The sequence below is a fragment of the Bacillus sp. Marseille-P3661 genome, assembly GCF_900240995.1.
Classification (GTDB): domain Bacteria; phylum Bacillota; class Bacilli; order Bacillales; family Bacillaceae_J; genus OESV01.
Genome location: NZ_LT965953.1, coordinates 187,831 through 212,618 on the forward strand (window position 1 = coordinate 187,831; position 24,788 = coordinate 212,618).

Genomic DNA, 24,788 nt, shown 5'->3' on the forward strand with positions numbered 1-24,788 from the left:
ATTCCTAAAATCCTTTAGTTTGAACTAAATTTATAAGATAATAAATATTACTTTAGTTATATCCACCTTAGGCAGTTTGTATTAAAAGATAATTAACAAAGACTGGAATATGGTTTGATATGGTTTGATAGTTATCTTAAATTTCCAAATTAATATAGTTAGATATAACTAGTCATCAAAATAATAAGATAGGAGGTTTAATTATGAAAAAGTATTTTTCACTAGGTTTGTTTTTATTATTAGTAGTCCAAATATTTTTCACTTTAGAAACTGCTCAAGGAGCTACTAATTCAATACCAGAAGTAATTGTAAGTTCACCAAATGATAATTTGATTCATCCAAAGAATCAAAACTTTATCATTACAGGTAAGGTTTGGGATGCAGAGGGAGAAGATCTTACTGTAAAAGCTACAATAAATAATATTACAAAAACTGTTAATTTAACTGATGTACCACAAACTGAACCTCTAAGTTCAAATTTCTCTTTATTATGGGCTTGGAGTGAATTAGCAGAAGGGATCTATGAAAATATTGAAATAGTGGTTTCTGATACTGTGGATGCATCGGCTACCGAGTCATTGCCATACCAATTAGTTGTAGATAAAACTTTGCCACAAAAGCCAACTATTACAGCTAATAATGCATGGTTAAATCAAAGTTCAAGTGAAGTGACGATAACTGGAGGAACTGATTCAGGAGGTTCGGGTATAGCTAAAACAGAATATCAGTTAACCGGAGCAACTTCAACAGGTTGGATTACCTATAGTGGACCATTTACAATTAGTAATGAAGGAACTACGAGTATACAATCTAGGACGACGGATAAGGCTGGTAATATAAGTACAACTGAATATAGTGTAGTAAGATTAGATCGAACTAAGCCAACTGCCAATATACCTTCAGTAGTTGCTGATAGTGCGACTCAAATTACGGTTAATCCCAATGCAATGGATAATGTAAACGGAGCTGGATTAAATGTTGGTGGTGCATATTTATATAATCGTGACGGGGAAGAATTGTCTGGATGGAGAACAGGTAGCTTAGTTGATGTAGGATTAGTTTCTAATACCCAGTATACTTATACATATAAAGCTCGTGATGCCTCGAATCCTGTTAATGAAAGTAATCCTTCTACCAGTATTCCTAGATATACAAAAGCTTTAGATGTTCTGGATGTACAAATAACTTATATTAGTACTGATTTAATGGATATTGTCTTAACTAACAACACCCCTTTTGGTGAGTTACCGGAACATCGAGTTGAAATTAAAGAAAAAGGTGCAGGAATAAATGGCCCCGTTGTCAGTGCCTCTGACTTTAGCGTAGAACTTGAACGCAGAATAGAGGGTTTAATTGCAAATACAGAATATGAATTATGGGTTATTACTCGAAATGTAGAACAAGTAAAAAATACACCAGTTAAAATGATAGAGAGTATTCATACAAGAGCGTTGGAACCATCAATTAATGTAAACCACCGAGATACTCAGGAATTGAGTTTTGACATCAGGAATGGTTTACCACAGGGGAAATTACCAGAACATAGGATTGAAGTAAAACGACCAGGAGCTGGAGTGAATGGCGCTAATGAAGGAGTATCTGACTTTAGTTCTGTTACAGATGCTAGATTGATCACTGGTTTGACTGCTGGTACAGAGTATGAGGTATGGCTTATTACACGAAATGCAGATCATTTAGAAAATGTCTCTTTAAAAAAGATTAACAGTGTATATACAGCGCCAGCAAATCCTACCATTACACATATAACGTCTAACCCAGCCCAATTAAAAATTGAGTCTGGCGATAACAAACAATTAACTATTCAGGCTCATTGGTCAAATGAAGTTGTAGAGGATGTTACGAGTAAAGTAAAATATACCAGCTCAAATCCTTCAATCGTTCAAGTGGATAGTCAGGGTAAAGTTTCCGTATCTAATGATGCGGAATCTCAAAATGTATATATTACTGCAGAATATGAGGATAAAACTATTACAGTCCTAAAAAGTAAAATAGAGGTTTCGGTTATTCAACCCGTAATTGGACTTAATGTGACACCAAAAGAAAGTACTGTTGAACCAAACTCATCCATACAATTAAGAGTGACAGCGTTAATGGAAAACGGAGAACAAGAAGATGTAACATACAGGTCGACATATAGTATTGATCGTGCTTATAGAGCAATCGTAAGTGAACAAGGACTTATTACAATACCAGAAGGTGTAACTCCAGGAAACGTAACAGCTACTGTTCAATATGGAGGACAAATCCAATATGTAAACTTAACAGTAACTGACCCACCGTCACCGGAAGTAGTTGATTTATATGCTGAGCCAGGGGATTTTGTTATAAAACCAGGTGAAACCCAACAATTACTTACAGTAGCTACATGGAACAGTGGTGTGATAGGCAACGTAACTAATGAGGCAAGTTATAGTATAGATCGAGCATACCGTGCATCAGTTAATGAAACGGGGCTAATTAGTGTTCCATCAGATGCTGCATCAGGAGTAGCGACAGTTACTGTGAGTTATGGTGGTAAGACATATGATGTAACGTTTACAGTTGAAGAGCCTACTGTTACAAGTCTAACTTTAAATTCAACATCAGTTACATTAAAACCAGGAGAAAGTCATCAACTATTTGTAAAGGCCAACTGGAGTGATGGCCGCCAAGAAACGGTAACATCAAAAGTTGACTATAAATCATACAGAACATACCGAGCAACTGTTGATCAAAATGGGAAAATTACTGTTCCTAGCAATGCAACTCCAGGAACTGCTAATTTAATGGTGAGTTATGGCGGCCAAATAAAATATGTAATTGTAACAATTCCAAAGCCACCAAGTATAACTGGACTTAAACTAGATAGTAAATATCTTACGTTAAGAAAAGGTGAGAAACATCAACTTACTGTAAAAGCCATTTGGAGTGATGGAAGGGAAGAAATTGTCACAATGCAATCAGGTTATAGTGTAAATCGATCATATAGAGCGACTGTAACGAACTATGGTATGATCAGTATTCCCACTACAGCTTCAAGTGGGTCTGCAACGGTATCAGTAAATTATCAAGGCTATACAGCAACTGTAAATATTACCGTTTCTTAATATCTAATATGTAATTCTGCTTTATAGGAGACCTTAATTTTTAGGGTCTCCTTTTGTGAGGAAAATTAAAAGGAAATGATATGTTAGCGTCTATAACTAGCAACTTAGTAAATAAGTTCTGTGTAGAAAATACATACTAATGTTGGTATAACTTTAAATATGTAAAAAATAACTTTTCTATACTAACAACTATTAAAATTTAGTTTGAACTAAATGTTCAAAAACATTAACCGATATAAATAGTGGAGTGGAATAAAATGAATAATAAGGTGGAATAAAAATGGCAACTCGTAATCCTTATGCTAATTATAAACAAACTTCAGTTACAACAGCTTCCCCAGGTGAATTAACACTTATGTTATATAATGGTTGCTTGAAAAATATTACTCTAGCAAAAAAGGCAATTGGCCAAAATGACATTACTGCCCGAAATTTGAATAGTATGAAGGCGCAGGCGATCATTAAAGAATTAATGATTACTTTAAAAACCGATAATGAAATAGGAACCAACTTGCTACGTATGTATGATTATTTATTAAATCGCTTAATTGCAGCTAATATTCAGAACGACCCACAAATATTAGATGAAGTTGAAGGATTTGTAAAAGAATTACGTGATACTTGGAAAGAGGTAATGGTATTAGATGTAAAACAACGTTACGGTCAATCAAAACAAGTTTAATTCTGTAAAACATATTTAAAATGGATATAAAGTAATTTTCCTTTGCTGATATGTTTTTAGTTAAAGAGTTAAATGTCGAAAGGGGAAGAATGGAAATGGAGATTAATCTACCAACTTCTAAAAGCATTCCTTTGTTAGAAAATTCATCCCAAGATCAGAAAGTATTTAATAGTAAACCGCAACTTAAATTCGACATCGTAGATCAAAACGTTAAAAATGAAAAAACGGAAGACCAACAAAGCAATAAACTAGCTACTACAGAAACTGTACAAAAAAAGATAGATTCAATGAATAAGTTGTTTGAGATAAATAATACTTCAATGAAATTTAATTTACATGAAGAAACAGACAGATATTATGTTCAAATTAGAGACCAAAACACGCAAAAAGTAATAAAAGAGATTCCTACAAAAGATTTTTTGGATTTAATTGGTAGGGTTATGGATTATGTTGGTCTTTTATTTGATAAAAAGATATAAGTAGATGAAGAAAACAAAATAACATTGGAAGGGGGAAAGATTGATGGCGGATATGAGAATCAGCGGTCTAGCCTCTGGGATGGATACGCAACAAATTATTTCGGATTTAATGCGCGCAGAGAGAATTCCGCTTGATAAAACAAAACAAAAGAAACAACTTCTTCAATGGAAGCGGGATGCATATCGCGAGATGAATACCCTTATGTCCAAACTAAGGGATGAGACTCTAAATTTACGTTTACAGTCAACATTTTTATCTAAAAAGACAGCATCTACTTCTGAGGAAAAACTAACAGCAACGGCCTCGCCACGTGCTGGCAATGTTTCCTATCAAATATCCAACGCGACGTTAGCAACGGCTGCATATAATTCAAGTAAGTTAGTTGATATTGATGGAAATGGTCTTATTAACGGAAATGAGAAAATCAGTAATACCACTACTGGCAAACTAAATCAATCTAAAAAGCTGTGGGAAGTATTTAGGGATGGAGACTTTACTAATAATTTTACTTGGGATACAAAGGTAACAGATACGGTGAATGTATTCCAAGAGGGGAAGAACTTTCATTTATCTCGTCAAAATATAAAAACTGATTCTTTAAGTTCTGGTATTGATCTGAATGGTGGAGAATCCGACAAGATCAAAGTAACTTCAGCAGATGGTAATTCGGTAAAGGATTATGCAGTGGTTTATGATGCAACAGTTAGGTTAACTACTGATCAAGTTTATGTCAATAAAGAAACTGGACAAATGACTTTTGGTGAAAATCTTTCAAAAGACAGTAAAATTGAAGTGAACTACAGCTCTTATAAAGAGGACTTGATATCTGTTTCAAGTTCAAACGAAGGTAAGGTCTTTCAGTTATCTACTCCCGGTTTAATTATAGATAATAACAATTTCGCTGATATTAAAGATAATCAAGCCATCATAAAAACAACAAGAACTATTGATGGTGAGTCAGTAACTGAGGAAACAATATATACACAAGTTAATAATAAGAATCTATTGATTGAAGGCCAAAATACATTCTTTGTAGATGAAAATGGTGAATTAACATTTAGTAACAATATTAGTAAAGATAGTTCAATTTCATTGAACTATACACATAAAGTTGTTAATACTGCAATATCAACATTTAATGAAGATGGTAAGGAGATGAAACAATCCTTTTCGTTTGATGGATCTGAATCATTAAATGACTTTTTCTATAAAATCAACACTTCTATGATCGGTGTAAATGTTTATTATGATGAATTTACAGATGTACTGTCAGTTTCTCGTAAAGAAACTGGGAATTTTAATAATGATTTAAATAAAATCGGTGGGAAAGAGATGGGCTTTTATGGAGACTTTTTTACTGATGCATTTAAAATTGATACAATAAATGAAGATGGTGGCACAAATGCTGAGTTTGAGATTAATGGTTTAAAGACTTTTCGTCACTCTAATACGTTTACAATTAACGATTTTACTTTCACGCTTAAAGAGAATATCGGAACTACTCCAGTTACAGTAACTTCGAAGAATGATACCGATAAGGTTTTTGAAAGTATAAAAAGCTTTGTTGAATTATATAATGAGACAATTGCTAAAATATCTGAGAAATTAAAGGAAGAAAAGCATCGTGATTATTTGCCACTTACTGATGAACAAAAGGAGTCCCTTTCTGAGAAAGAAATTGAAAAATGGGAAAATCTCGCAAAAAGTGGTTCTATTCGAAACGACCCTATCTTAAGATCAGTACTAAACCAAATGCGTATTGATTTTTATTCAACCGTAGGCAACAATACAGGTGAATACAGCCAACTTAGTAACATTGGAATTACAACCTCTAATAATTACTTGGATGGTGGTAAACTTGTTATTAATGAGGACAAGTTAAAAAAAGCGATAGAGACTGACCCTGAATCAGTATTTAATTTATTTGGTGCTGACGGAGATACTTATAATGAAAAAGGGATCTCCCGCCGTTTACGTGATACATTGACATCTACCATAGAAAGAATTACAAGTACTGCTGGTAATGAAATGAGGACAAATAGCCAATTTGCAATTGGTCGTGAGTTGACTGAAATTGAAGACCGTATAAATAACTTCGATCGAATCCTTAAACAAAAAGAAGATCGTTACTGGAAACAATATACTGCGATGGAAAGGGCAATGCAGCAATCAAATGAACAGATGAATTATTTAATGCAGCAGTTAGGAGCATGGTCTGCACAGTAAAAGGTGAAGTGAAGTGAAGTGAAGTGGACATTTTAGTAGAACTATTAAAGATAAATGTAGAATTTTATGAATTCTTGAACAAGGGTTTTCCAGAGGATGAGAATAGAGATGAACAAATTGATAAGATATTTACTTTTTTGAATAAAAGGAGCCAGGTTCTACCAAAGCTAACACAGCCTATTACCGAAGATGAACAGCGATTAGTTGCAACAATACTTGATTATCATAATAAGATTGAGGAAATATTAAATAAGAACAAGATGCTACTTAAAAAAGAAATTATAGTTCTAAACCAGAAAAAAGTTCAATCTAAAGGTTATAATAACCCATATGAATTATATCCAACCGATGGCGTATTTCTTGATAAGAGAAAATAGAAATTTAATACTTGTTTTGATCAGAGTATATTGGGATGTTAATTTTAGACAATAGAACTCACTTTCCACTAAGTTACTATTTTTGGTATATTTAGATTAAGAATTGAAAGTCTTATAAAATCTAAACTTCCTATACAAATAAAAAGTACATCAATTGTATATGAACAATTGATGTACGCAACTATATTATTAGATTTTAATATCTAGAAATTGTGAGTAAGGTGAGGGTTGTTGTAGCTCTTTAATATTTTTCGAAGGCTTTAATAACCTCTTTAATCATGGCTGTTACTATTTGTTCATTTGCTTGTTTAGTAATTTGTACGAAACTTGCTGTAGCACCTGGAATCTGTATACCTCCAATTGAATGGCTCAATTATATTCCTCCTATGCCATTAGATTAAATCTATTTTATTATGTTCCTATTATTATAACAATATAGACCAATTAATATAACAATAAACTTTTTAACTAAATAATTAATAATTCGCTAAGGTGAAAATTGTCTTTTAATATATGGCTACTAAAAATATTTATGATATTATTTTTTTGAAAATATTTAAATTCCTAGTAGTTCGAAACTAGGGAGGTGTTTACTTGGATATCGCACTTATGTCAATGGCTCTTAGTCAAGGGCAAGTTCATCAACAGGCATCAATTTCTGTTATGAAAAAGGCCATGGGGAATGCCGAACAGCAAGGGGAAGCCATTCAAAAGTTAATGAGTACAGCAGATGCTTCATTGATTCAACGCGCTGCTCAACCCCATCTTGGCGGGAATATTGATATAAAAGGATAGAAGTAGAAAGGAGTAGCCATTAAGGTTACTCTTTTTTAAAGTCAAATTTAATTCTTCGAGGTTGACGAATTACATAAGCTCATTCTCATTTCCTCCTCAAAATATGAGAGTGCATGACTTGACTTGATAATAAGGTTTTTCACGGACATAGAATCTCTTATTCCCCTAAAAAAGGCTCTTTTGCTGATCTTTGCGGACATAGAATCCGTTATTTAACCAAATTCATCAAAAAATACCCGCATTTCCTTTGAATAAAGGATTATATGTCCTCATAACTTTCTAAAACAGTGATTTTGGTTAAAATAACGGCTCACATGTCCGGCTACTAAATCAAAGAACAAACTTTAATTTAACAGCGCATAATCTTAATAGGGTTTAATGATTCTAAATAACTATTTTAAATAAAAAACGAATAATTCCAAAACTAACACATATTATATTACATGGTCCTTCTGTTTCTCAAAATCCACATTATAGCTGGATGCTACTTTTTTGGAAAAGGAAAAAATTCCCGGTAATCAACAATCCATACTATATAATTGATTCTCGTAATTTACTCACTATAACAGAAGGGGGTGTCACACAACGTTCACAAAAGCAGTCTAAAATGAATATTTTTTCTGGTTCTAGAGGATTTTAGTAGGGTAAAATAGAATTAGTAATACATAGCACTTTTCAAGGAGGGGTACCCAAATGAAATATAACATTCGTGGTGAAAACATCACAGTTACTCCAGCGTTAAGAGAGTATATCGAGAAGAAAATCGGTAAACTAGAGCGCTATTTCAACGATACACCAACAACTGATGTAAACGTTAATCTAAGTGTATATAATTCTGAACAAAGAATTGAAGTAACCATTCCGATGACAGAACTATTATTACGTGCAGAAGAGTCTCATTTAGACATGTATGCTGCAGTGGATTTAGTTGTGAATAAGCTAGAACGTCAAATTCGCAAGCATAAAACAAAAGTTAATCGCAAATTCCGTCAACAAGAGGAAGCACCTAAATATGTGTTTGCTGAAGTTGAAAAGGATGAGCAACATGAAACGGATGAGGAATTCGAAGTTGTTCGTAATAAACGCTTTGATCTAAAACCAATGGATTCTGAAGAAGCGATTTTACAAATGAATATGTTAGGTCATAACTTCTTCGTATTCGTTAACGCTGATACAAATTCAACAAACGTAGTATACCGTCGTAAAGATGGCAAATATGGTTTAATCGAAGCTGAATAATTTCGTTAATTAAAATATAATAGGCGCAGTCTCAATGGCTGCGCTTTTATAAAAAACAAAAATAGAACGGATGTTCCTTTCGAGTATTCATAATTTCCTGCTTAGATGCCTAATCAATCTAGCATTTTAAATCTTATGACATAAATTTTTTTATCAAATTCTACGAATTCAACAAAACAACTCCTAATTCTACAAACTACACTAGTTGTAATACTTTTCAATTAAATGTTAATATATAATATAGGACTTTTATAATCTTTCGGCACTCTAGTGCATCATGATAGACAAGCTTTATTTTATACTTTAAGTGTTTCTTCTTTAAGGATTAAAGTATAAGACAAGACATCATAATTTGCCGTTGTGGGCAAATTACATGTTTTCTAAACACTATAAATGAAATTACATAGAGGAGCGTTTGAACATGCTAGGGATTTTAAAGAAGGTTTTTGGGGATGGAACCCAGCGTCATTTGAACAAGTACCAAAAAATTGTAGACCAAATTGAAGCACTTGAGCCAGACATGCAAAAGCTGTCGGACGATCAACTTCGTGAGAAGACTGAAGAATTTAAAGCGCGTCTTGCAAAGGGTGAGTCGATTGATCAAATTTTGCCTGAAGCGTTTGCTGTTGTCCGTGAAGGGTCTGTTCGTGTCTTGGGTATGCGTCCTTATCCTGTCCAACTTCTAGGTGGTATTTCACTACATGAAGGAAATATTTCCGAAATGAAGACAGGGGAAGGTAAAACACTCGTTTCTACAATGCCTGCATATTTAAATGCGCTTACTGGTAAAGGTGTTCATATTGTAACTGTAAACGAATATTTAGCACGCCGTGATGCTGATGAAATGGGCAAACTTCATCGTTTTCTTGGTCTCACAGTTGGCCTTAATTTAAATAGTCTTTCACAAGAGGAAAAGCAGGAAGCGTATAGCGCTGATATTACATATGGTACAAATAACGAATTCGGTTTCGATTATTTGCGAGACAACATGGTTCTTTATAAAGAGCAAATGGTACAACGTCCGCTTCATTATGCAATCATTGACGAGGTTGACTCGATTTTAATTGATGAGGCCCGTACACCACTTATTATTTCGGGTACAGCGAAAAAATCAGCATCACTTTATCAAACAGCTGATACATTTGTACGTACTTTAACAAAAGATCAAGATTATACGTATGACGAAAAAACAAAAGGTGTTCAGTTAACAGAAGAAGGTATTGAAAAAGCTGAAAAAGCGTTCCGTATTGAAAACCTTTTTGATATTGGAAACGTTACACTTGTGCATCATATAAATCAGGCTTTAAGAGCACATGCAAGCATGCATCGCGATGCTGATTATGTTGTTCAAGATGAAGAAGTTGTCATTGTCGACTCATTCACAGGGCGTTTGATGAAGGGACGTCGCTATAGCGATGGCTTACATCAAGCGATTGAAGCAAAAGAAGGTTTAAAGATTCAAAATGAAAGCATGACACTTGCTACAACAACGTTCCAAAACTATTTCCGTATGTATGAAAAATTGTCTGGTATGACAGGTACAGCGAAAACTGAGGAAGAGGAATTCCGCAACATATATAATATGCAGGTAATCGCTATTCCAACAAATCGTCCGATTGCTCGTGAAGACCGTCCGGATTTAATTTATAAAACGATGGAAGGTAAATTCAAGGCTGTAGTTGAGGATATCGCTGTACGCCATGAAAAAGGACAACCTGTTCTGGTTGGTACCGTTAATGTGGATACATCAGAACTAGTGTCACAAATGTTAAAGAAAAAAGGCATCCGCCATCATGTTTTAAATGCGAAAAACCATGAAAAAGAAGCGGAAATTATTGAACAAGCTGGCCAGCCGGGTGCTGTAACGATCGCGACCAACATGGCCGGTCGTGGTACAGATATTAAACTGGGCGAAGGTGTTATCGAACTTGGCGGGTTATCTGTTATTGGTACTGAGCGTCATGAAAGTCGCCGGATTGATAATCAGCTCCGTGGACGTTCAGGTCGTCAAGGTGATCCGGGGATTACGCAATTTTACTTATCAATGGAAGATGAATTAATGCGTCGTTTCGGTTCAGATAATATGAAATCGATGATGGATCGTCTCGGCATGGATGATGATCAACCACTTGAAAGTAAGCTTGTTACAAGAGCGGTTGAATCAGCGCAAAAACGTGTAGAAGGTAATAACTTTGATGCTCGTAAAACATTGCTGCAATATGATGATGTATTACGTCAACAGCGTGATGTTATTTATAAGCAACGTTTTGAAGTACTGGATGCTGAAAACCTTCGTGAAGTAGTTGAGCGCATGATTCGTTCATCTATCGAGCGCAATGTAAACGCCCATATGCCAAAAGAGGCATTGCCTGAAGAGTGGGATTACAAAGGTATTGTTTCGTATGTGGAAGGGAATTTACTAGATGAAGGCGAAGTAACAGAATCGGCTATTAAAGGTAAAGAGCCTGAAGAAGTTGTCGATATCATTGTTGATGCTGTAAAAGTAAAATACGATGAAAAAGAAGCAGAATTAACTCCTGAACAAATGCGCGAATTTGAAAAGGTTATTGTTCTACGAGCTGTTGACTCTAAATGGATGGATCATATTGATGCGATGGATCAATTACGTCAAGGTATCCATTTACGTGCATATGGTCAAACAGATCCATTGCGTGAATACCAAATGGAAGGCTTTGCAATGTTTGAAGCAATGATTGCGTCCATTGAGGAAGATGTTGCAAAATATGTGATGAAAGCACAAATTCGCAACAATCTTGAGCGTCAAAAGGTTGCAGAAGGCCAGGCTGTAAATCCGAAACAAGGTGAAGGTGAACAGCAGAAGAAAAAGCCATATGTTAAACGTCAAGAAATTGGCCGTAATGATCCTTGTCCATGCGGAAGTGGTAAAAAGTTTAAGCAATGTCATGGTCAAATGAGTTAGAACAATGGTACTGCAATAGCTGCACACCATTTTTGATTAAAATGACCGATTGTTTCTTGCTCTCTCTATTGACATGATAGAGAGGGCTTTTTATCATCACACTGTAAATAAATACAGTTAAATTTAACTAAGAAAAGAAAAATTACAACTTGAGGTGGAAGAAGAAATGGATTTAGTTGAAATAAGACAAGAACTAGATAAAATGGCTAAGAAATTAGCAGGCTTTAGGGGGTCTCTTTGACTTAGAAGCGAAACAAGCACGGATCACTGAACTTGATGAGCAAATGGTCGATCCTAGCTTTTGGGATGATCAGCAGGGCGCACAGCAAGTCATTAACGAGGCAAATGCGCTAAAGGATATCGTTAATCAATTCAATGCTTTAAATGAAAGCCATGAAAATTTGGAGCTTACATTGGAATTGTTAAAAGAAGAACCAGATGATGAACTTCAAAAAGAGTTGGAGACAGAGCTTAAATCACTTTCAAAAGAGGGAGCCGATTTTGAACTTCAGCTATTGTTGAGTGAACCATATGATAAAAACAATGCAATCTTAGAGCTGCACCCTGGTGCGGGTGGAACGGAATCACAAGATTGGGGTTCGATGCTTTTACGCATGTATACTCGTTGGGCTGAACGCAAGGGCTTTAAGGTTGAAACATTAGATTATTTAGCTGGTGATGAAGCCGGGATTAAAAGCGTCACGCTGTTAATCAAAGGACATAATGCGTACGGCTATTTAAAAGCGGAAAAAGGTGTACATCGCCTAGTTCGAATTTCACCGTTTGATGCGTCAGGTCGTCGTCATACGTCGTTCGTTTCTTGTGACGTTATGCCAGAGTTTAATGATGAGATTGAAATTGAAGTGCGCGAAGTGGATTTAAAAATTGATACGTACCGTGCAAGTGGTGCTGGTGGTCAGCATATTAATACAACTGACTCTGCAGTGCGGATTACTCATATTCCAACGGGTGTTGTTGTTACATGTCAATCAGAACGTTCGCAAATTAAAAACCGTGAACAAGCGATGAAAATGTTAAAAGCTAAACTTTACCAACAACGAATCGAAGCGCAACAAGCTGAGCTTGATGAAATTCGTGGGGAGAAAAATGAAATCGCATGGGGCAGTCAAATTCGCTCCTATGTTTTCCACCCTTATTCATTGGTTAAAGACCATCGTACAAATGTTGAAATTGGGAATACTCAAGCTGTGATGGATGGCGAATTAGATCCGTTTATCGATGCGTATCTGCGTTCGAAGATTAATTAAGTTTTAGATAGATTTTCAATTTTATTGAGCATGTATGCCAGAAATTAAATTTTATAAAAACTCGAGTGTGAAAATAGTACTCGAGTTTTTTTGTTGTTATTATAAAAGTCTTGGGTTTTTGTCTTTGTTGAATATGTAAGAGTAAGATAGTATTAAAAGAGTAAATAAAATAGAGAAACCGGAGTTTACCGGAAAGGGAGAGTTCAAATGGAAGTTGTTTGTCCTAAATGCAAAAGTGAATCAGCATACTTAGATGAAGTCATTTCAAAGGATCATATTAATTATCAATGTGATAAATGTTTGACGAAGTTTACCGTTCATCCAGTTACGCAAAGTAAATTAAAAAGAAGTTTATTACATCTTGCGTTTATCCCACCATACTATGAAGATGATGTTCCGATGGGAGGTCATTATGAAGTTAATGCTTACATAAATGGGTTATCAGGCATATTACACTTAAAGTTTAGAACAAGATCAGTGAATGATATGAATGCTCCGTATGAATACATGCTAAATAACGTGACAAATTCTTATAACAGAACAAGAATCGAAGATTTATACATATATAGTGTTAACCCGCTTATACAAAATGCTCCTACTATTCAAATTAATAATCAACAATACTATTCCGCTGCTTTAAAAGCCGATATCATGGACAGTAAGGCCTTTTGGTGTTTAGAAAGAGATAATTATACCAACAGCTCGATCAGTTCGAAGGAGTTATTCGAAAATCTGGTTGAATATTATCAAAAGATTTTCGTAAATATAGATGTAAATAAAGAATTAAATATGAATGGATTCCAATTTGTACAAGCAAGATAAGCTTTCTATAAAATTTTTTGCTTAGATCTTTAAGGCATTGGGAAGCTATACTAAGCCTAAGAGTTTATTCTTAGGCTTGTTTCTTGTAATCGACTTATATATTGTGGTGATCATTATTTTTTATAATCCCACAAAATACTCCTATCCCCTTCATCGTCTTTTGCCACGAACACATTTTGGTGAATATCAAAATGACCATATTTGCCTCGATACGTTTGGGTGACTTTAATTTTATATACCGTTTCTAAAATTGCTGCTTCGTCACCTTCTGTTATTGCCCAATTTTCCTCTTTGCTAGCATTGCCTAGCGAATAAGAGAAAGTGTCTACACCGAAGTGATTCATAAAAACGTGGGCACGATCTTGAATATAATGACCTCTTGAAAAGCGTTGTTTCATTAATGGATGAAACATCTCCCAAGAATCAGAGAAAGCTCCTGCTTGCTCATATGTATAAAACGTGGCAACAGTTTTCTTAGCTTGGTTTCCTGGGCTCATCCATGTAAATAGAGAATACAATATAATCAAAATAATAATAATGACCGGAATAAAAAGGATCAACTTACCTGTTGCGAAGGAACGTCTCTTTTTTAACACGTTGCACCTCTTTTCACAAAATCATTGATAAATTTTATGAAACTGTGGGACATATTATTAATAGGGTTGATGAAAGGCCTTTTTGTATAGTTCAGAAATGCATCAATATTTGTTGGCAAATTACATTTTCATAAATTCTACCGAAACATTCCTATTACTAAATCCTCTTTTTCCTGTCGCCTAGTATAAAAATACCTTTGCAACAAAATCTATTATGGAACTTGTACTTAATTTTTGCCCCAATCGTCAAATTCTTAAATACATGGGGGGATGAGGAATGGCTATAAAAAGGGTTGATTATGATGAAAGCCATCCAATAAAAAGAATAGCAATTGAATATGGCTTTACCTTACTAGGGTCCGCACTAATTGCGATCGCATTTAATTTATTTCTACTACCAAATCAAATTGCATCAGGTGGAGTTAGCGGAATCAGTATCCTATTAAACGCTATTCTTGGATGGGAGCCGGCGATTGTACAGTGGTCATTGAATATTCCGCTGTTTCTATCTGGTGTTATTTTATTAGGCAAGCAGTTTGGGGTTAAGACATTAGTGGGCACGTTGTTTGTTCCATTTATCGTTTATTTAACTCGAAATGTGGCTCCTGCAACAAATGATGCATTGCTAGGTGCTTTATTTGGTGGGATTGTGGTGGGGCTTGGTTTAGGCATTGTATTTCGTGGTAAGGCATCAACGGGCGGTACGGATTTAGCGGCGCAAATTTTTCATAAGTATACGGGCATATCGTTAGGAAAGTGTATTGCGTTGATTGATGGTCTTATCGTTATTATAGCAGCTTTTGTATTTGATCTTGAACGTGGTTTATATGCACTTATTTCCTTGTATGTGACTAGTAAAACTATTGACCTTGTTCAAGTGGGGATCGGTACGTCAAAAATGGCGATGATTATTACAAATAAAGAAGAAGAAGTACGTCAGCAGATCTTTAAAATAATTGATCGTGGTGTGACAAAAATTTCAGGTTTTGGTGGATATACTGATCGAAAACAGCCAATACTAATGTGTGTAGTCCAACAACGGGAGTTCACAAAATTGAAGCAATTGGTCCGAAGCATTGATGCATCTGCATTTGTGGTCGTTATGGACGCTTCAGAGGTTGTGGGCGAGGGTTTTAAAAAGATTTAAGATTGTATATACTAGGGTCGTGTACAAGGATTTGGCACACTTAGTAATATTTAACAACTTAAGGAGGAGTAACTAGTGAAAAAACAGTTACTAGCATTATTCATGGGTACAGCACTTGTTCTTGGAGCCTGTGGTGGCGGCGACGATGCAGCAGAACCTGCAGAAGACACTACAGAACAACCAGCAGGTGAAGCTACAGAGGAGCAGCCAGCTGAAGGTGGCGGAGAAACTGCTGAAGGCGGCGAAACTGGCGGTGCAACTGCTGATGCAGGTGCAGGCGAAGAGTTATATAAGCAAAGCTGTGCAAGCTGTCATGGTCAAAATCTTGAAGGTGGCGTAGGTCCTAACTTAACAGCAGTTGGTGGAAAACTAGACGCTGCTGGCATTCAAAATGTAATTGAGAATGGTCAAGGTGCAATGCCTCCAGGTCTACTTAAAGGTGACGATGCAGCGGCTGTTGCTGCATGGTTAGCTGAACATAAGTAAATACATGTAAAAGAGTGTTCTGGGATATAATCAGGATACTCTTTTTTAATGGTGTTTATAAAAAAGCGTTTCCTCGTACTTAATTCCTATTAAATTTCCTCATGTAGCACTTCACTTTAAAAACACAGCTCAATGTTCATTTTTTTACGGATTTGTCGAACGATAGTTGGATTGAAGCACAATTTTAATATTATTTTGCCTGAAATTGATGGATAGTGATGTTATAATAGAGAAGTGTGTCAATTCATATCGCTTTATGGCGATTTACCATTTAATATAAAATGCAGCTAACGCTATACATCCAACTAGTGTTTCTATAGCACTAGTTGTAATTTTGTCCTATTTGAATAGTAAAAAGTAACTAGAACGCTGATAGATTTGGTTAAATTCAATTCTTCTAATAAAAAAAGTCCAACCTAGTTCGCAAGTTAAAAAAAAGCTTAGGTGTGATAGTAATGATAGAAATGCAAGATGTATATAAACAATATCCGAATGGAATTTTAGCCGTTAATGGCATTGACGTAGAAATCAAGCAAGGTGAATTTGTATATGTTGTTGGTCCCAGTGGAGCTGGTAAATCAACGTTTATCAAGATGATGTACCGTGAAGAAAAGCCTACTAAAGGCACAATTTTAATAAACGGTATCAATCTATCAAAGCTAAGAAATAGTAAGGTACCGCTTTTGAGACGAAACATCGGGGTAGTCTTTCAGGATTTTAAGTTGCTGCCGAATTTAACTGTATTTGAAAATGTAGCTTTTGCATTAGAAGTAATTGAAGAACATCCGAAAAATATTAAACGCCGTGTGATGGAGGTTCTTGATCTTGTAAAACTAAAGCATAAAGCGCGTTTTCTTCCGTCGGAACTATCTGGGGGAGAGCAGCAGCGTATATCGATCGCGCGAGCAATTGTGAATTACCCGAAGATATTAATCGCCGACGAACCGACTGGAAATTTAGATCCTGATTCATCATGGGTTATCATGGATATTTTGGAAGAAATCAACAATCGTGGAACAACTGTTCTTATGGCTACACATAATCGTGAAATTGTAAACAAGGTTAGAAAACGGGTTATTGCGATTGAAAACGGCCGCATTGCTAGAGATGAAAATCGAGGTGATTACGGCTATGACTATTAATACGTTAGTTAGACATTTTAGAGAAGGCTCAAAGAACATTGGCCGGAATGGCTGGATGACATTCGCATCGATTAGTGCGGTAACTGTAACACTATTACTAGTCGGAATTTTTCTAGTCATTATGATGAATTTAAATAATTTTGCAACATCAGTTGAGAAAGACGTGGAAATTCGCGTTCATGTTGACTTAGTAGCAGACGAATCGCAGCAAAAAATACTAGAAGAGAAAATCAAAGGTATAAGTGAAGTCGAAAGTGTTACGTTTTCCTCCAAAGAAAAGGAACTAAATTCCGTCATCGAGAGTTTTGGTGAAGAAGGTAAGGCATTCGAATCATTGCGTGAAGAAAATCCACTTCATGATGTTTTTATTGTAAAAACAACGGATCCGCAACAAACGCCAAAAGTGGCGAAGCAAATTGAGAAATTTGAAAATGTGGACCGTATTAACTATGGACAAGGCACAGTTGAGAAGCTGTTTAAAGTAGTTAACATCTCTAGAAATATCGGTCTCGCTTTAATTATTGGACTTATTTTTACAGCGATGTTCCTAATATCGAATACGATTAAAATTACGATTATTGCTAGAAAAAGAGAAATAGAGATTATGAGACTTGTGGGAGCAACGAATAGTTTTATTCGTTGGCCATTCTTCCTTGAGGGGCTGTTCCTAGGTGTTCTAGGATCAATTGTACCGATCGTGTTAATTTACTTTGGCTATGATTATTTATACGACGCGGTTCAACCGCAATTAGAAGGAACGTTTATTACATTGTTAACAGTTAATCCTTTTGTTTGGCAAGTAGCTGGGATTTTATTAGCAATTGGTGCTTTTATCGGATCATGGGGAAGTTTAATGTCTATTCGCAAGTTTTTAAAAGCGTAGATTGATAGATTTAATTTTTTTACAAAAAAAGCTAGATTTCAGACTAATTTTGGAAGAGGTGGAACAAAGTGCGAAGACTACTACTCATAACTTTGTCATCGTTGATTGCTTTCAGTGGACTTTTTTTGCATAGCAATCACGCATCTGCCAACCAACAACTTAAGAATAAAATCAACGAAGTCCAAGGTAAACGTGCAGACATAAAAGATGACTCGCAAGAAACGAAAAGCGAGATTAATGAAATAAAGCAAGAAGAAGAGAAAGTTAGAGCTGAAATTAAACGTTTAGATATGGCTGTTGCTGAAACAGCAGAACGTGTCCGTCAAAAGCAGGGTGAAATTGAGCAAACAACAGCCGAGATTGAACAATTACGGTTGCAAATTGAAGAGTTGCAAATTCGTATTGATAAGCGTGATGAAATGTTAAAAACGCGCGTCCGCTCTGTTCAAGAAAACGGCGGAGTAGTTAGTTATCTAGATGTATTGTTAGGTGCTAAAAGCTTTGGCGATTTTCTAAATCGCGTTAATTCCGTTTCAATCATTGTTCAGCAAGACAAGGAAATTTTACAAACACATGTAACCGAACAAGAAACACTAGAAGAAATTAAAATAGAAGTTGAAAATAAATTAGTTCAACTTGAAGCCGCTAAAGTTCAATTAGAAAAAGAAAAAGCAACGTATGAGGCTCAAACTGTTGAAAAAGAAAAACTAATGGCGCAGCTTAAGCAAAAAGAAGAAGAGCTTGAAGGTGAATTATTAGATCTGCAAGAGCAGGATGAAATTTTAGCAAAACAGCAAGCTTCTTATGAAAGACTTTATAAGCAATGGCAGGAAGAGCAACGCAGAATAGCTGAAGCCAAGGCACGTGGCGAGACGCCACCAGTTACAGATGGTACATTTATGAGACCATCCAATGGTCCGGTAACGTCCAATTACGGTAAAAGATGGGGCAAGCTGCACGCGGGAATCGATATTGGTAAACGTGGCAGCAGTGTTCCGATCGTAGCAGCAGCAGATGGAATTGTGTTCCGATCTTATTATTCGTCATCTTACGGTAATGTGGTATTTGTATCGCATAACATTGGTGGTACGATGTATACAACGCTATATGCGCACATGGAAAGTCGTAAAGTTTCAGAGGGCGATAGTGTAAAAAAAGGACAATTGGTAGGTTATATGGGGAATACAGGTCGCTCCACAGGTCCGCACTTACATTTTGAAATTCATAAAGGTCCTTGGAATGCAAGCAAGTCCAATGCAGTTGATCCTCGCAAATTAATTAATTTTTAACAACATAAATCGTACAAGCATTTCATATAGTACTATAGACAAGTTGAAGGCATCGCACAATCGGAGTGTGATGCCTTTTCCTGCAAAGGATCTTATATGGTATTATAGAGGTATATCATAGTCTTTTGTAGAAGTATAGGGTACGATAATAGATCGATTATTGGGGTGATAGGGTTGAGAATTCGCGGGAATATTGTTTTAGTTTTAATGGCATTATCGCTTATAGCCGGCGCGGGGATATCTTTTATTTTGTATAATAATGGCGTTCTTACAAAGGCTGCAGAATCTTCACCGTTGGCTGAGTCTTTGTTAAGTAATAATTCGAAAAATGAAGGCGATGTTGAAAAAATTAATCAAGTGTTAGACCTGATTTCCACTAGTTATGTGGAAGAAACAGAGCGTAATAAGCTGATTGAAGGTGCAATTAATGGGATGGTAGGTGTTTTAGAAGATCCATATTCTGTTTATATGGATCAAGAAACGGCCCATCAATTCAATCAGTCGCTAGATTCTTCGTTTGAAGGTATTGGTGCAGAAGTGAGTATGGAAGATGGAAAAGTAACTATTGTTGCGCCATTTAAAGACTCACCAGCTGAAAAAGCAGGTTTAAAGCCAAAGGATCATATTTTAAGTGTAGACGGTGAATCGCTAGAGGGCTTAGACCTTTATGAAGCCGTATTAAAAATTCGCGGTGAAAAAGGATCAGTTGCTACGCTTGAGGTTGAGCGTTCAGGAACAGCTGATACGTTAAAAATTGATGTAACTCGCGATGAAATTCCACTAGAAACAGTGTATAGCTCGATTAAGGATTATCAAGATAAAAAAGTAGGCTATATCGAGATCACAAGTTTCTCTGAAGATACTGCACAAGATTTTAAAAAGCAGTTAAAAGAACTTGAAGATCAAAAAATTAATGGCTTAGTGATTGATGTTCGTGGAAATCCAGGCGGTTACTTACAAAGCGTTGAAGATATATTGAAACTGTTAGTAACGAAAGAAAAGCCATATGTTCAAATCGAAAATCGTAATGGTGAGAAAGAACGTTTCTTCTCTACTTTAGAAGAGAAAAAGCCTTACCCAATTACAGTGTTAATTGATAACGGCAGTGCATCAGCGTCTGAAATCTTGGCAGGCGCTATGAAAGAAGCGGGCGGCTATGAAATCGTTGGGGAAAAATCATTCGGAAAAGGAACTGTGCAACAAGCAATTCCATTAGGCGATGGCAGCAATATCAAGCTTACATTATTTAAGTGGTTAACTCCTGATGGAAACTTGATTCATAAACAGGGAATTGAACCAACTGTTAAAGTGAAACAACCTGACTATTTCTATGCAAGTCCAGTTCAACTCGAAGAGCCTTTGAAATATGATGTAAATAATGATCAAGTTAAAAATGTACAAATTATGCTTAAAGGACTCGGTTTTGAGCCAGGTCGTATCGATGGCTATTTTAGTAAGCAAACTGAAATTGCAGTAACAGCATTCCAAAAAGCAAATAACCTTCCTAATACAGGTGAAGTGGATAAAACAACTGCCGGCAAACTTGAAGAAAAAATTATCGAGCAAGTTCGAGCAGAAGAAAATGACTTCCAGTTACAAACAGCGGTTAAGGTGCTGTTTCAATAAGTAATGTTGGATGACTGCCAGTCTCCTTAGATTGGATAGATAGCATTAAATTACCAATACTATATTTGAAATTACTGGCAGGAGTCTCTGTAAACATGTCGAACTATATCCGTATGTAAGTACGGGTATAGTTTTTTTTTCATTAAAATTTTATTTGGAAGTTTTGGATAGAGCTTTATGCAGAGTAAATGGCGTTTAAAAGAAGGGCGGAAAGCTCTACATAAAAGGTAATCAGACAATTATTGGCAAGAATGCTCGTAAGAAGTACATCTAAATAGTCGGGAATATGGGCTTGTAGAAATTTGCTTGCACCTAAAACAACCTTATGCCGTTCAAAAAAATGTAAGAAGTAGTATAATAGAAGAGTTGAATGAAATTGAATGGATAACAATTTAGGATATAAGTATCGGTTGACGAAGGATGGTGATGAAATGACGTATACATGGATTTTGGATGTGCTAGTGGGTGTTGGGAGGTATTTTTTAAACCCTCTAGTTTATATTGTTTTCCTGTTTTCCTTTATTCTTGGCTATCGGCGTGTAAAACGGGAACGCAAGGATTTTAATATTCGGATATTCCATGCATTTATTGGCTGGCGTGAGCTCATTTGGCCGAGTATTGTAACAGGTTTGGTCATATCGGTTATAACGCTCGGACTTGGTTTGTTACTGCCATACGGATTTACAGTGTTAACTGGAGCAATTTCGGTTTTATTTTTATGTTTGCTGCGGCCACGATTGCTTTCACCTGCATATGTACTAGGTTTTGCTATTTTAGTTTCTTTATTTTTACCAATGGTGGACGTCAATCAACCAATCTTTGTACAATGGCTTGAAGATATAGGGAACACGTCATTTCTTGTTATGGCAATCATCATGTCTCTTTTATTAGTAGCTGAAGGGTTGTTAATTTTAAAAAGAGGCTCAAACCTTACAACACCAAGGTTGAAGAAAAGTAAGCGCGGCAAATTGGTCGGCATCCATGAAACGCAAAAGCTGTGGATGGCTCCAGTATTCTTTCTTATTCCAGGTGATGCGATTACATCCATTTGGGAATGGTGGCCGGTAATAGCCACATCGAATCAATCGTATACGGTTATGCTTGTACCGTTTGGAATTGGGTTTTATCAACAAATTCAATCCTCTCTTCCTAAAATGGCTATTCAAGCAACCGGTCGAAGAGTACTTGGCTTAAGTATGATTGTTTTAACTTTAACTGTTGCGGCGTACTGGTACCCGATCTTGGCGGTTGGTGCTGCAGTGGTAGCATTAATTGGCCGTGAATGGATTACGATCAGGCAGCGAAGTGCAGATGAAGATCAAGTTTCATTCTTTGCAAATCGTGATACAGGAATGGTGATTTTAGGCGTAATACCAGGTTCACCTGCGGATAGGATGTCACTGCAAATTGGGGAAGTCGTTACGAAGGTGAATGGACAAGTTGTGCGTAGTGAAAAGGAATTTTACGAGGCCCTTCAGGTTAATCGAGCTTTTTGTAAGTTAGAGGTACTTGATTATAATGGCGAAGTACGATTTGCCAATCGATCGCTTTATGATGGCGAGCATCATGAATTAGGGTTATTATTTGTTCATGATGATAATCAATGGACGACAGAGGCTGTTTAGACAGATTAATAAATTTACGGATGGTTCTGGTTTTAAAAGTAACTGGAACCATTTTTTATTTCTTAAATGTGCAACATTTGTCCCCATCGGATTACATTATCTCTCCAATTGCCACAACTTTAAACTCATATATCTAAAAAAATACTTCAAAAACTTCTGATAAAAACTAGCTTATATAACCAAACTAACTCATGAAAATGAAAGGGAGGTTTTAAATATGCAACAACTACGAAATATCATGTCATCACAAGTTTTTACTGTGTCTGAAAACGATACTTGTCAAAAAGCAGCGTCTATTATGAGTGAGCACAATATTGGTGCGCTCCCTGTTGTGAATAATAGCGGTGAAGTTATCGGGATGATTACTGACCGTGATATTACGTTACGTACAACTGCACAAGGTGAAAACGCGCAAACACCAGTATCACAAGTAATGACAGCGCAAAAGATTGTTCAAGCAACACCAGACATGGATGTTCATGAGGCAGCTCAATTAATGGCGCAACAACAAATTCGCCGTTTACCGGTTGTTGAAAACGGCCAAGTGGTAGGTATGGTTGCTTTAGGGGATCTTGCGGTGGACAATAAATTTGATAATGAAGCCGAACAAGCATTATCAAGTATTTCTACGCCGTCTAGCCCACAGCAGTAAGCTGTTTGAAAAAAGGTGCCCTGCTAAGCGAAGTAGGGCATCTTTGTTTTGTCTATTTCAAAATTCACCGTACAACCTTTAGTTCATATTATGAATTTTAGATTGCAAACATCCGTTTCCGGGTTATTTCTTAATTTTGGATTGAAATAATTAATTGAATTGCTGTCTAGGTTAAATCTAGGTTAATCTTCACGCATGGGGATTTTTGTGTTGAACCAGAGTCATCTTAGCATATATGTTCGAGCGCGCTTATTTCCACTTGAGACGACTAGTATTTCTAAATCCACAAGATTATGTAAGATGCGTCTTGCTTGACGTTCACCAATATTTAGGTGATTTGCAATCTCTGAAGGAGTAATTGGACGAAGTAGACGACGTGCAAAGCGTATAACTTCTGCTTCAGTCCAAGATAATTTTGAAGGTGTTTCAATTGAGGTGAATTTGCCTATAAAAGCAAGAATAAGCTGTTGACATTGTTTAGGCTGCTCTTTAATCGATAAATAGGCTATAGGCAATAGAGTCCAACCATCTAAAGCTAATAAAGAATGGCGCCAGCATAAATCCTTAAACCTTCTTACATCCAGATCTCTCGCATGAGGACCGTATCCTTGAATTTCAATGCATCCTTTAGCTTCTCCAGGTTTATAGGCAAGATCGAGATAGCGAAAACCATTGTTGAAATCAAGAACCTCCCATTCCGGATATAAATGATCAAAGTTTCCTACAGAAGGGTACCAAATCGTTCGGAGAAATTCATATGTACCATGACCTAGACCTTTTTCAAGTAATTCACGTCTTCTTCGATTCTTTTCTTCAATAATTTGCTCTTGAATCCATTCTTCAAACCTTTGCTCAAAAAGCTGCGCCATTGTGTTCTTTCCTTTCTAAATTGTTATTTTTTGATATAAAAAACGTCCCAATACAACAAATCCCAGTGCAAATGAATAACCATGGTAATAAGTGTATGAGACGGCTATATATGATAACTTAGCTTCTAATTCTAGTATAATCGAACCTTTGGATACTGCAATAGAAATTAATAAATAAAGCTTAGATTGTACCGACATTGCGTAGGGTGCGAATGTATGTACATAATTTCAGAGGTCAAAACGAATACAGTATTGGTGTGAATAAGGGACCATATGTCCGCTAAATACTTCCGGTGACTTTACCCGGACATCCAGGCCGTTATTCATCTAAAACAGTATGATTCACAAGTTTGCCGGACATTGAATCCGTTATTTCAACTATTAGCCTCAGTTTTCATTGAAATTAATGAAAATAACGTACTATATGTCCGGCAAATCACCAGAAACAGCAGTTTTGGTGTGAATAGGGGACTATATGTCCGCACAATTCCTCCGGCGTTTTTTTCCGGACATTTAGACCGTTATTCAACTAAAAA

The 24,788-nt window shown here is 36.0% G+C and carries 21 protein-coding genes; 18 read left to right on the forward strand and 3 right to left on the reverse strand.

All coding sequences use genetic code 11. The annotated features are described in order from the left end of the window. Window positions 1-203: 203 nt before the first annotated feature. The 5 genes from C1724_RS00845 to C1724_RS00865 all read left to right on the forward strand — a co-directional run bounded on the left by C1724_RS00845 (window position 204) and on the right by C1724_RS00865 (window position 6,872). Entirely contained in the window at window positions 204-3,107 is a 2,904-nt protein-coding gene (locus C1724_RS00845) for an OmpL47-type beta-barrel domain-containing protein (protein WP_102344870.1), read from the forward strand. A gap of 280 nt (window positions 3,108-3,387) precedes the next feature. Beyond that, window positions 3,388-3,789 (forward strand): flagellar export chaperone FliS, encoded by a 402-nt coding sequence (gene fliS / locus C1724_RS00850; protein WP_102344871.1) that lies wholly within the window; start codon window positions 3,388-3,390, stop codon window positions 3,787-3,789. A 95-nt stretch (window positions 3,790-3,884) separates the two neighbouring features. Then, a complete protein-coding gene (locus tag C1724_RS00855; protein WP_180994081.1) occupies window positions 3,885-4,268 on the forward strand; it encodes a flagellar protein FlaG in 384 nt (127 codons plus the stop codon). Window positions 4,269-4,311: 43 nt separating this feature from the next. After that, the gene (gene fliD / locus C1724_RS00860) at window positions 4,312-6,495 is read left to right on the forward strand and encodes a flagellar filament capping protein FliD (RefSeq protein WP_102344873.1); all 2,184 of its coding nucleotides are present in this window, start codon (window positions 4,312-4,314) and stop codon (window positions 6,493-6,495) included. Between the two features lie 23 nt (window positions 6,496-6,518). Then, the gene (locus C1724_RS00865) at window positions 6,519-6,872 is read left to right on the forward strand and encodes a hypothetical protein (RefSeq protein ID WP_102344874.1); all 354 of its coding nucleotides are present in this window, start codon (window positions 6,519-6,521) and stop codon (window positions 6,870-6,872) included. Window positions 6,873-7,113: 241 nt separating this feature from the next. Here C1724_RS00865 and C1724_RS00870 read toward each other — a convergent pair whose 3' ends face one another. Continuing rightward, complete coding sequence (locus C1724_RS00870) at window positions 7,114-7,245, reverse strand: hypothetical protein (protein WP_258000248.1); 132 nt, start codon at window positions 7,243-7,245, stop codon at window positions 7,114-7,116. A gap of 221 nt (window positions 7,246-7,466) precedes the next feature. On the opposite strand from C1724_RS00870, the gene C1724_RS00875 reads away from it, so the two are divergent. The 5 genes from C1724_RS00875 to C1724_RS00895 all read left to right on the forward strand — a co-directional run bounded on the left by C1724_RS00875 (window position 7,467) and on the right by C1724_RS00895 (window position 13,937). Then, a complete protein-coding gene (locus C1724_RS00875) occupies window positions 7,467-7,667 on the forward strand; it encodes a YjfB family protein (protein WP_102344875.1) in 201 nt (66 codons plus the stop codon). Between the two features lie 693 nt (window positions 7,668-8,360). Beyond that, entirely contained in the window at window positions 8,361-8,906 is a 546-nt protein-coding gene (gene hpf, locus C1724_RS00880; protein ID WP_102344876.1) for a ribosome hibernation-promoting factor, HPF/YfiA family, read from the forward strand. Between the two features lie 421 nt (window positions 8,907-9,327). Further along, on the forward strand, window positions 9,328-11,847 hold the full coding sequence (secA, locus tag C1724_RS00885; protein ID WP_102344877.1) for a preprotein translocase subunit SecA: 2,520 nt from the start codon (window positions 9,328-9,330) through the stop codon (window positions 11,845-11,847). A gap of 166 nt (window positions 11,848-12,013) precedes the next feature. Next, a protein-coding gene (gene prfB / locus C1724_RS00890) for a peptide chain release factor 2 (protein WP_102344878.1) occupies window positions 12,014-13,115 on the forward strand; the annotation gives its coding sequence in 2 pieces (ribosomal slippage) (window positions 12,014-12,085 and window positions 12,087-13,115; 1,101 coding nt in all). Between the two features lie 207 nt (window positions 13,116-13,322). Continuing rightward, entirely contained in the window at window positions 13,323-13,937 is a 615-nt protein-coding gene (locus C1724_RS00895; RefSeq protein WP_102344879.1) for a hypothetical protein, read from the forward strand. A 113-nt stretch (window positions 13,938-14,050) separates the two neighbouring features. Here the strand turns inward: C1724_RS00895 and C1724_RS00900 are convergent, their stop codons facing one another. Continuing rightward, complete coding sequence (locus C1724_RS00900; protein WP_258000249.1) at window positions 14,051-14,533, reverse strand: hypothetical protein; 483 nt, start codon at window positions 14,531-14,533, stop codon at window positions 14,051-14,053. Between the two features lie 277 nt (window positions 14,534-14,810). On the opposite strand from C1724_RS00900, the gene C1724_RS00905 reads away from it, so the two are divergent. The 8 genes from C1724_RS00905 to C1724_RS00940 all read left to right on the forward strand — a co-directional run bounded on the left by C1724_RS00905 (window position 14,811) and on the right by C1724_RS00940 (window position 23,383). After that, window positions 14,811-15,680 carry a YitT family protein gene (locus C1724_RS00905; protein WP_102344880.1) on the forward strand — a complete coding sequence of 290 codons (870 nt, stop codon included), beginning with the start codon at window positions 14,811-14,813 and terminating at the stop codon, window positions 15,678-15,680. A 75-nt stretch (window positions 15,681-15,755) separates the two neighbouring features. Then, window positions 15,756-16,166 carry a cytochrome c551 gene (gene cccB, locus C1724_RS00910; RefSeq protein WP_102344881.1) on the forward strand — a complete coding sequence of 137 codons (411 nt, stop codon included), beginning with the start codon at window positions 15,756-15,758 and terminating at the stop codon, window positions 16,164-16,166. A gap of 455 nt (window positions 16,167-16,621) precedes the next feature. After that, window positions 16,622-17,308, forward strand: coding sequence for a cell division ATP-binding protein FtsE (gene ftsE / locus C1724_RS00915; RefSeq protein ID WP_102344882.1), 687 nt, complete (start codon window positions 16,622-16,624; stop codon window positions 17,306-17,308). Continuing rightward, a complete protein-coding gene (gene ftsX / locus C1724_RS00920) occupies window positions 17,298-18,191 on the forward strand; it encodes a permease-like cell division protein FtsX (RefSeq protein WP_102344883.1) in 894 nt (297 codons plus the stop codon). The genes ftsE and ftsX overlap by 11 nt, the downstream gene beginning before the upstream one ends. Window positions 18,192-18,259: 68 nt before the next feature. Next, window positions 18,260-19,480 (forward strand): murein hydrolase activator EnvC family protein, encoded by a 1,221-nt coding sequence (locus C1724_RS00925; protein WP_102344884.1) that lies wholly within the window; start codon window positions 18,260-18,262, stop codon window positions 19,478-19,480. Window positions 19,481-19,660: 180 nt separating this feature from the next. Further along, entirely contained in the window at window positions 19,661-21,106 is a 1,446-nt protein-coding gene (locus tag C1724_RS00930) for a S41 family peptidase (protein WP_374703435.1), read from the forward strand. A gap of 380 nt (window positions 21,107-21,486) precedes the next feature. Then, window positions 21,487-22,731: a PDZ domain-containing protein gene (locus tag C1724_RS00935; protein ID WP_258000250.1), complete on the forward strand. Its 1,245-nt coding sequence runs from the start codon at window positions 21,487-21,489 to the stop codon at window positions 22,729-22,731. A 217-nt stretch (window positions 22,732-22,948) separates the two neighbouring features. Further along, complete coding sequence (locus C1724_RS00940; protein WP_102344885.1) at window positions 22,949-23,383, forward strand: CBS domain-containing protein; 435 nt, start codon at window positions 22,949-22,951, stop codon at window positions 23,381-23,383. Window positions 23,384-23,604: 221 nt separating this feature from the next. Here the strand turns inward: C1724_RS00940 and C1724_RS00945 are convergent, their stop codons facing one another. Then, window positions 23,605-24,252, reverse strand: coding sequence for a transcriptional regulator (locus C1724_RS00945; RefSeq protein WP_102344886.1), 648 nt, complete (start codon window positions 24,250-24,252; stop codon window positions 23,605-23,607). Window positions 24,253-24,788: the final 536 nt, after the last annotated feature.

What these genes read in the sequence shown, in the direction of transcription:
- C1724_RS00845 (WP_102344870.1), top strand. Translation starts at nt 204, where the DNA reads ATGAAAAAGTATTTTTCACTAGGTTTGTTTTTATTATTAGTAGTCCAA.
- fliS (WP_102344871.1), top strand. Translation starts at nt 3,388, where the DNA reads ATGGCAACTCGTAATCCTTATGCTAATTATAAACAAACTTCAGTTACA.
- C1724_RS00855 (WP_180994081.1), top strand. Translation starts at nt 3,885, where the DNA reads ATGGAGATTAATCTACCAACTTCTAAAAGCATTCCTTTGTTAGAAAAT.
- fliD (WP_102344873.1), top strand. Translation starts at nt 4,312, where the DNA reads ATGGCGGATATGAGAATCAGCGGTCTAGCCTCTGGGATGGATACGCAA.
- hpf (WP_102344876.1), top strand. Translation starts at nt 8,361, where the DNA reads ATGAAATATAACATTCGTGGTGAAAACATCACAGTTACTCCAGCGTTA.
- secA (WP_102344877.1), top strand. Translation starts at nt 9,328, where the DNA reads ATGCTAGGGATTTTAAAGAAGGTTTTTGGGGATGGAACCCAGCGTCAT.
- C1724_RS00895 (WP_102344879.1), top strand. Translation starts at nt 13,323, where the DNA reads ATGGAAGTTGTTTGTCCTAAATGCAAAAGTGAATCAGCATACTTAGAT.
- C1724_RS00905 (WP_102344880.1), top strand. Translation starts at nt 14,811, where the DNA reads ATGGCTATAAAAAGGGTTGATTATGATGAAAGCCATCCAATAAAAAGA.
- ftsE (WP_102344882.1), top strand. Translation starts at nt 16,622, where the DNA reads ATGATAGAAATGCAAGATGTATATAAACAATATCCGAATGGAATTTTA.
- ftsX (WP_102344883.1), top strand. Translation starts at nt 17,298, where the DNA reads ATGACTATTAATACGTTAGTTAGACATTTTAGAGAAGGCTCAAAGAAC.
- C1724_RS00935 (WP_258000250.1), top strand. Translation starts at nt 21,487, where the DNA reads ATGGATAACAATTTAGGATATAAGTATCGGTTGACGAAGGATGGTGAT.
- C1724_RS00940 (WP_102344885.1), top strand. Translation starts at nt 22,949, where the DNA reads ATGCAACAACTACGAAATATCATGTCATCACAAGTTTTTACTGTGTCT.
- C1724_RS00945 (WP_102344886.1), bottom strand. Translation starts at nt 24,252, where the DNA reads ATGGCGCAGCTTTTTGAGCAAAGGTTTGAAGAATGGATTCAAGAGCAA.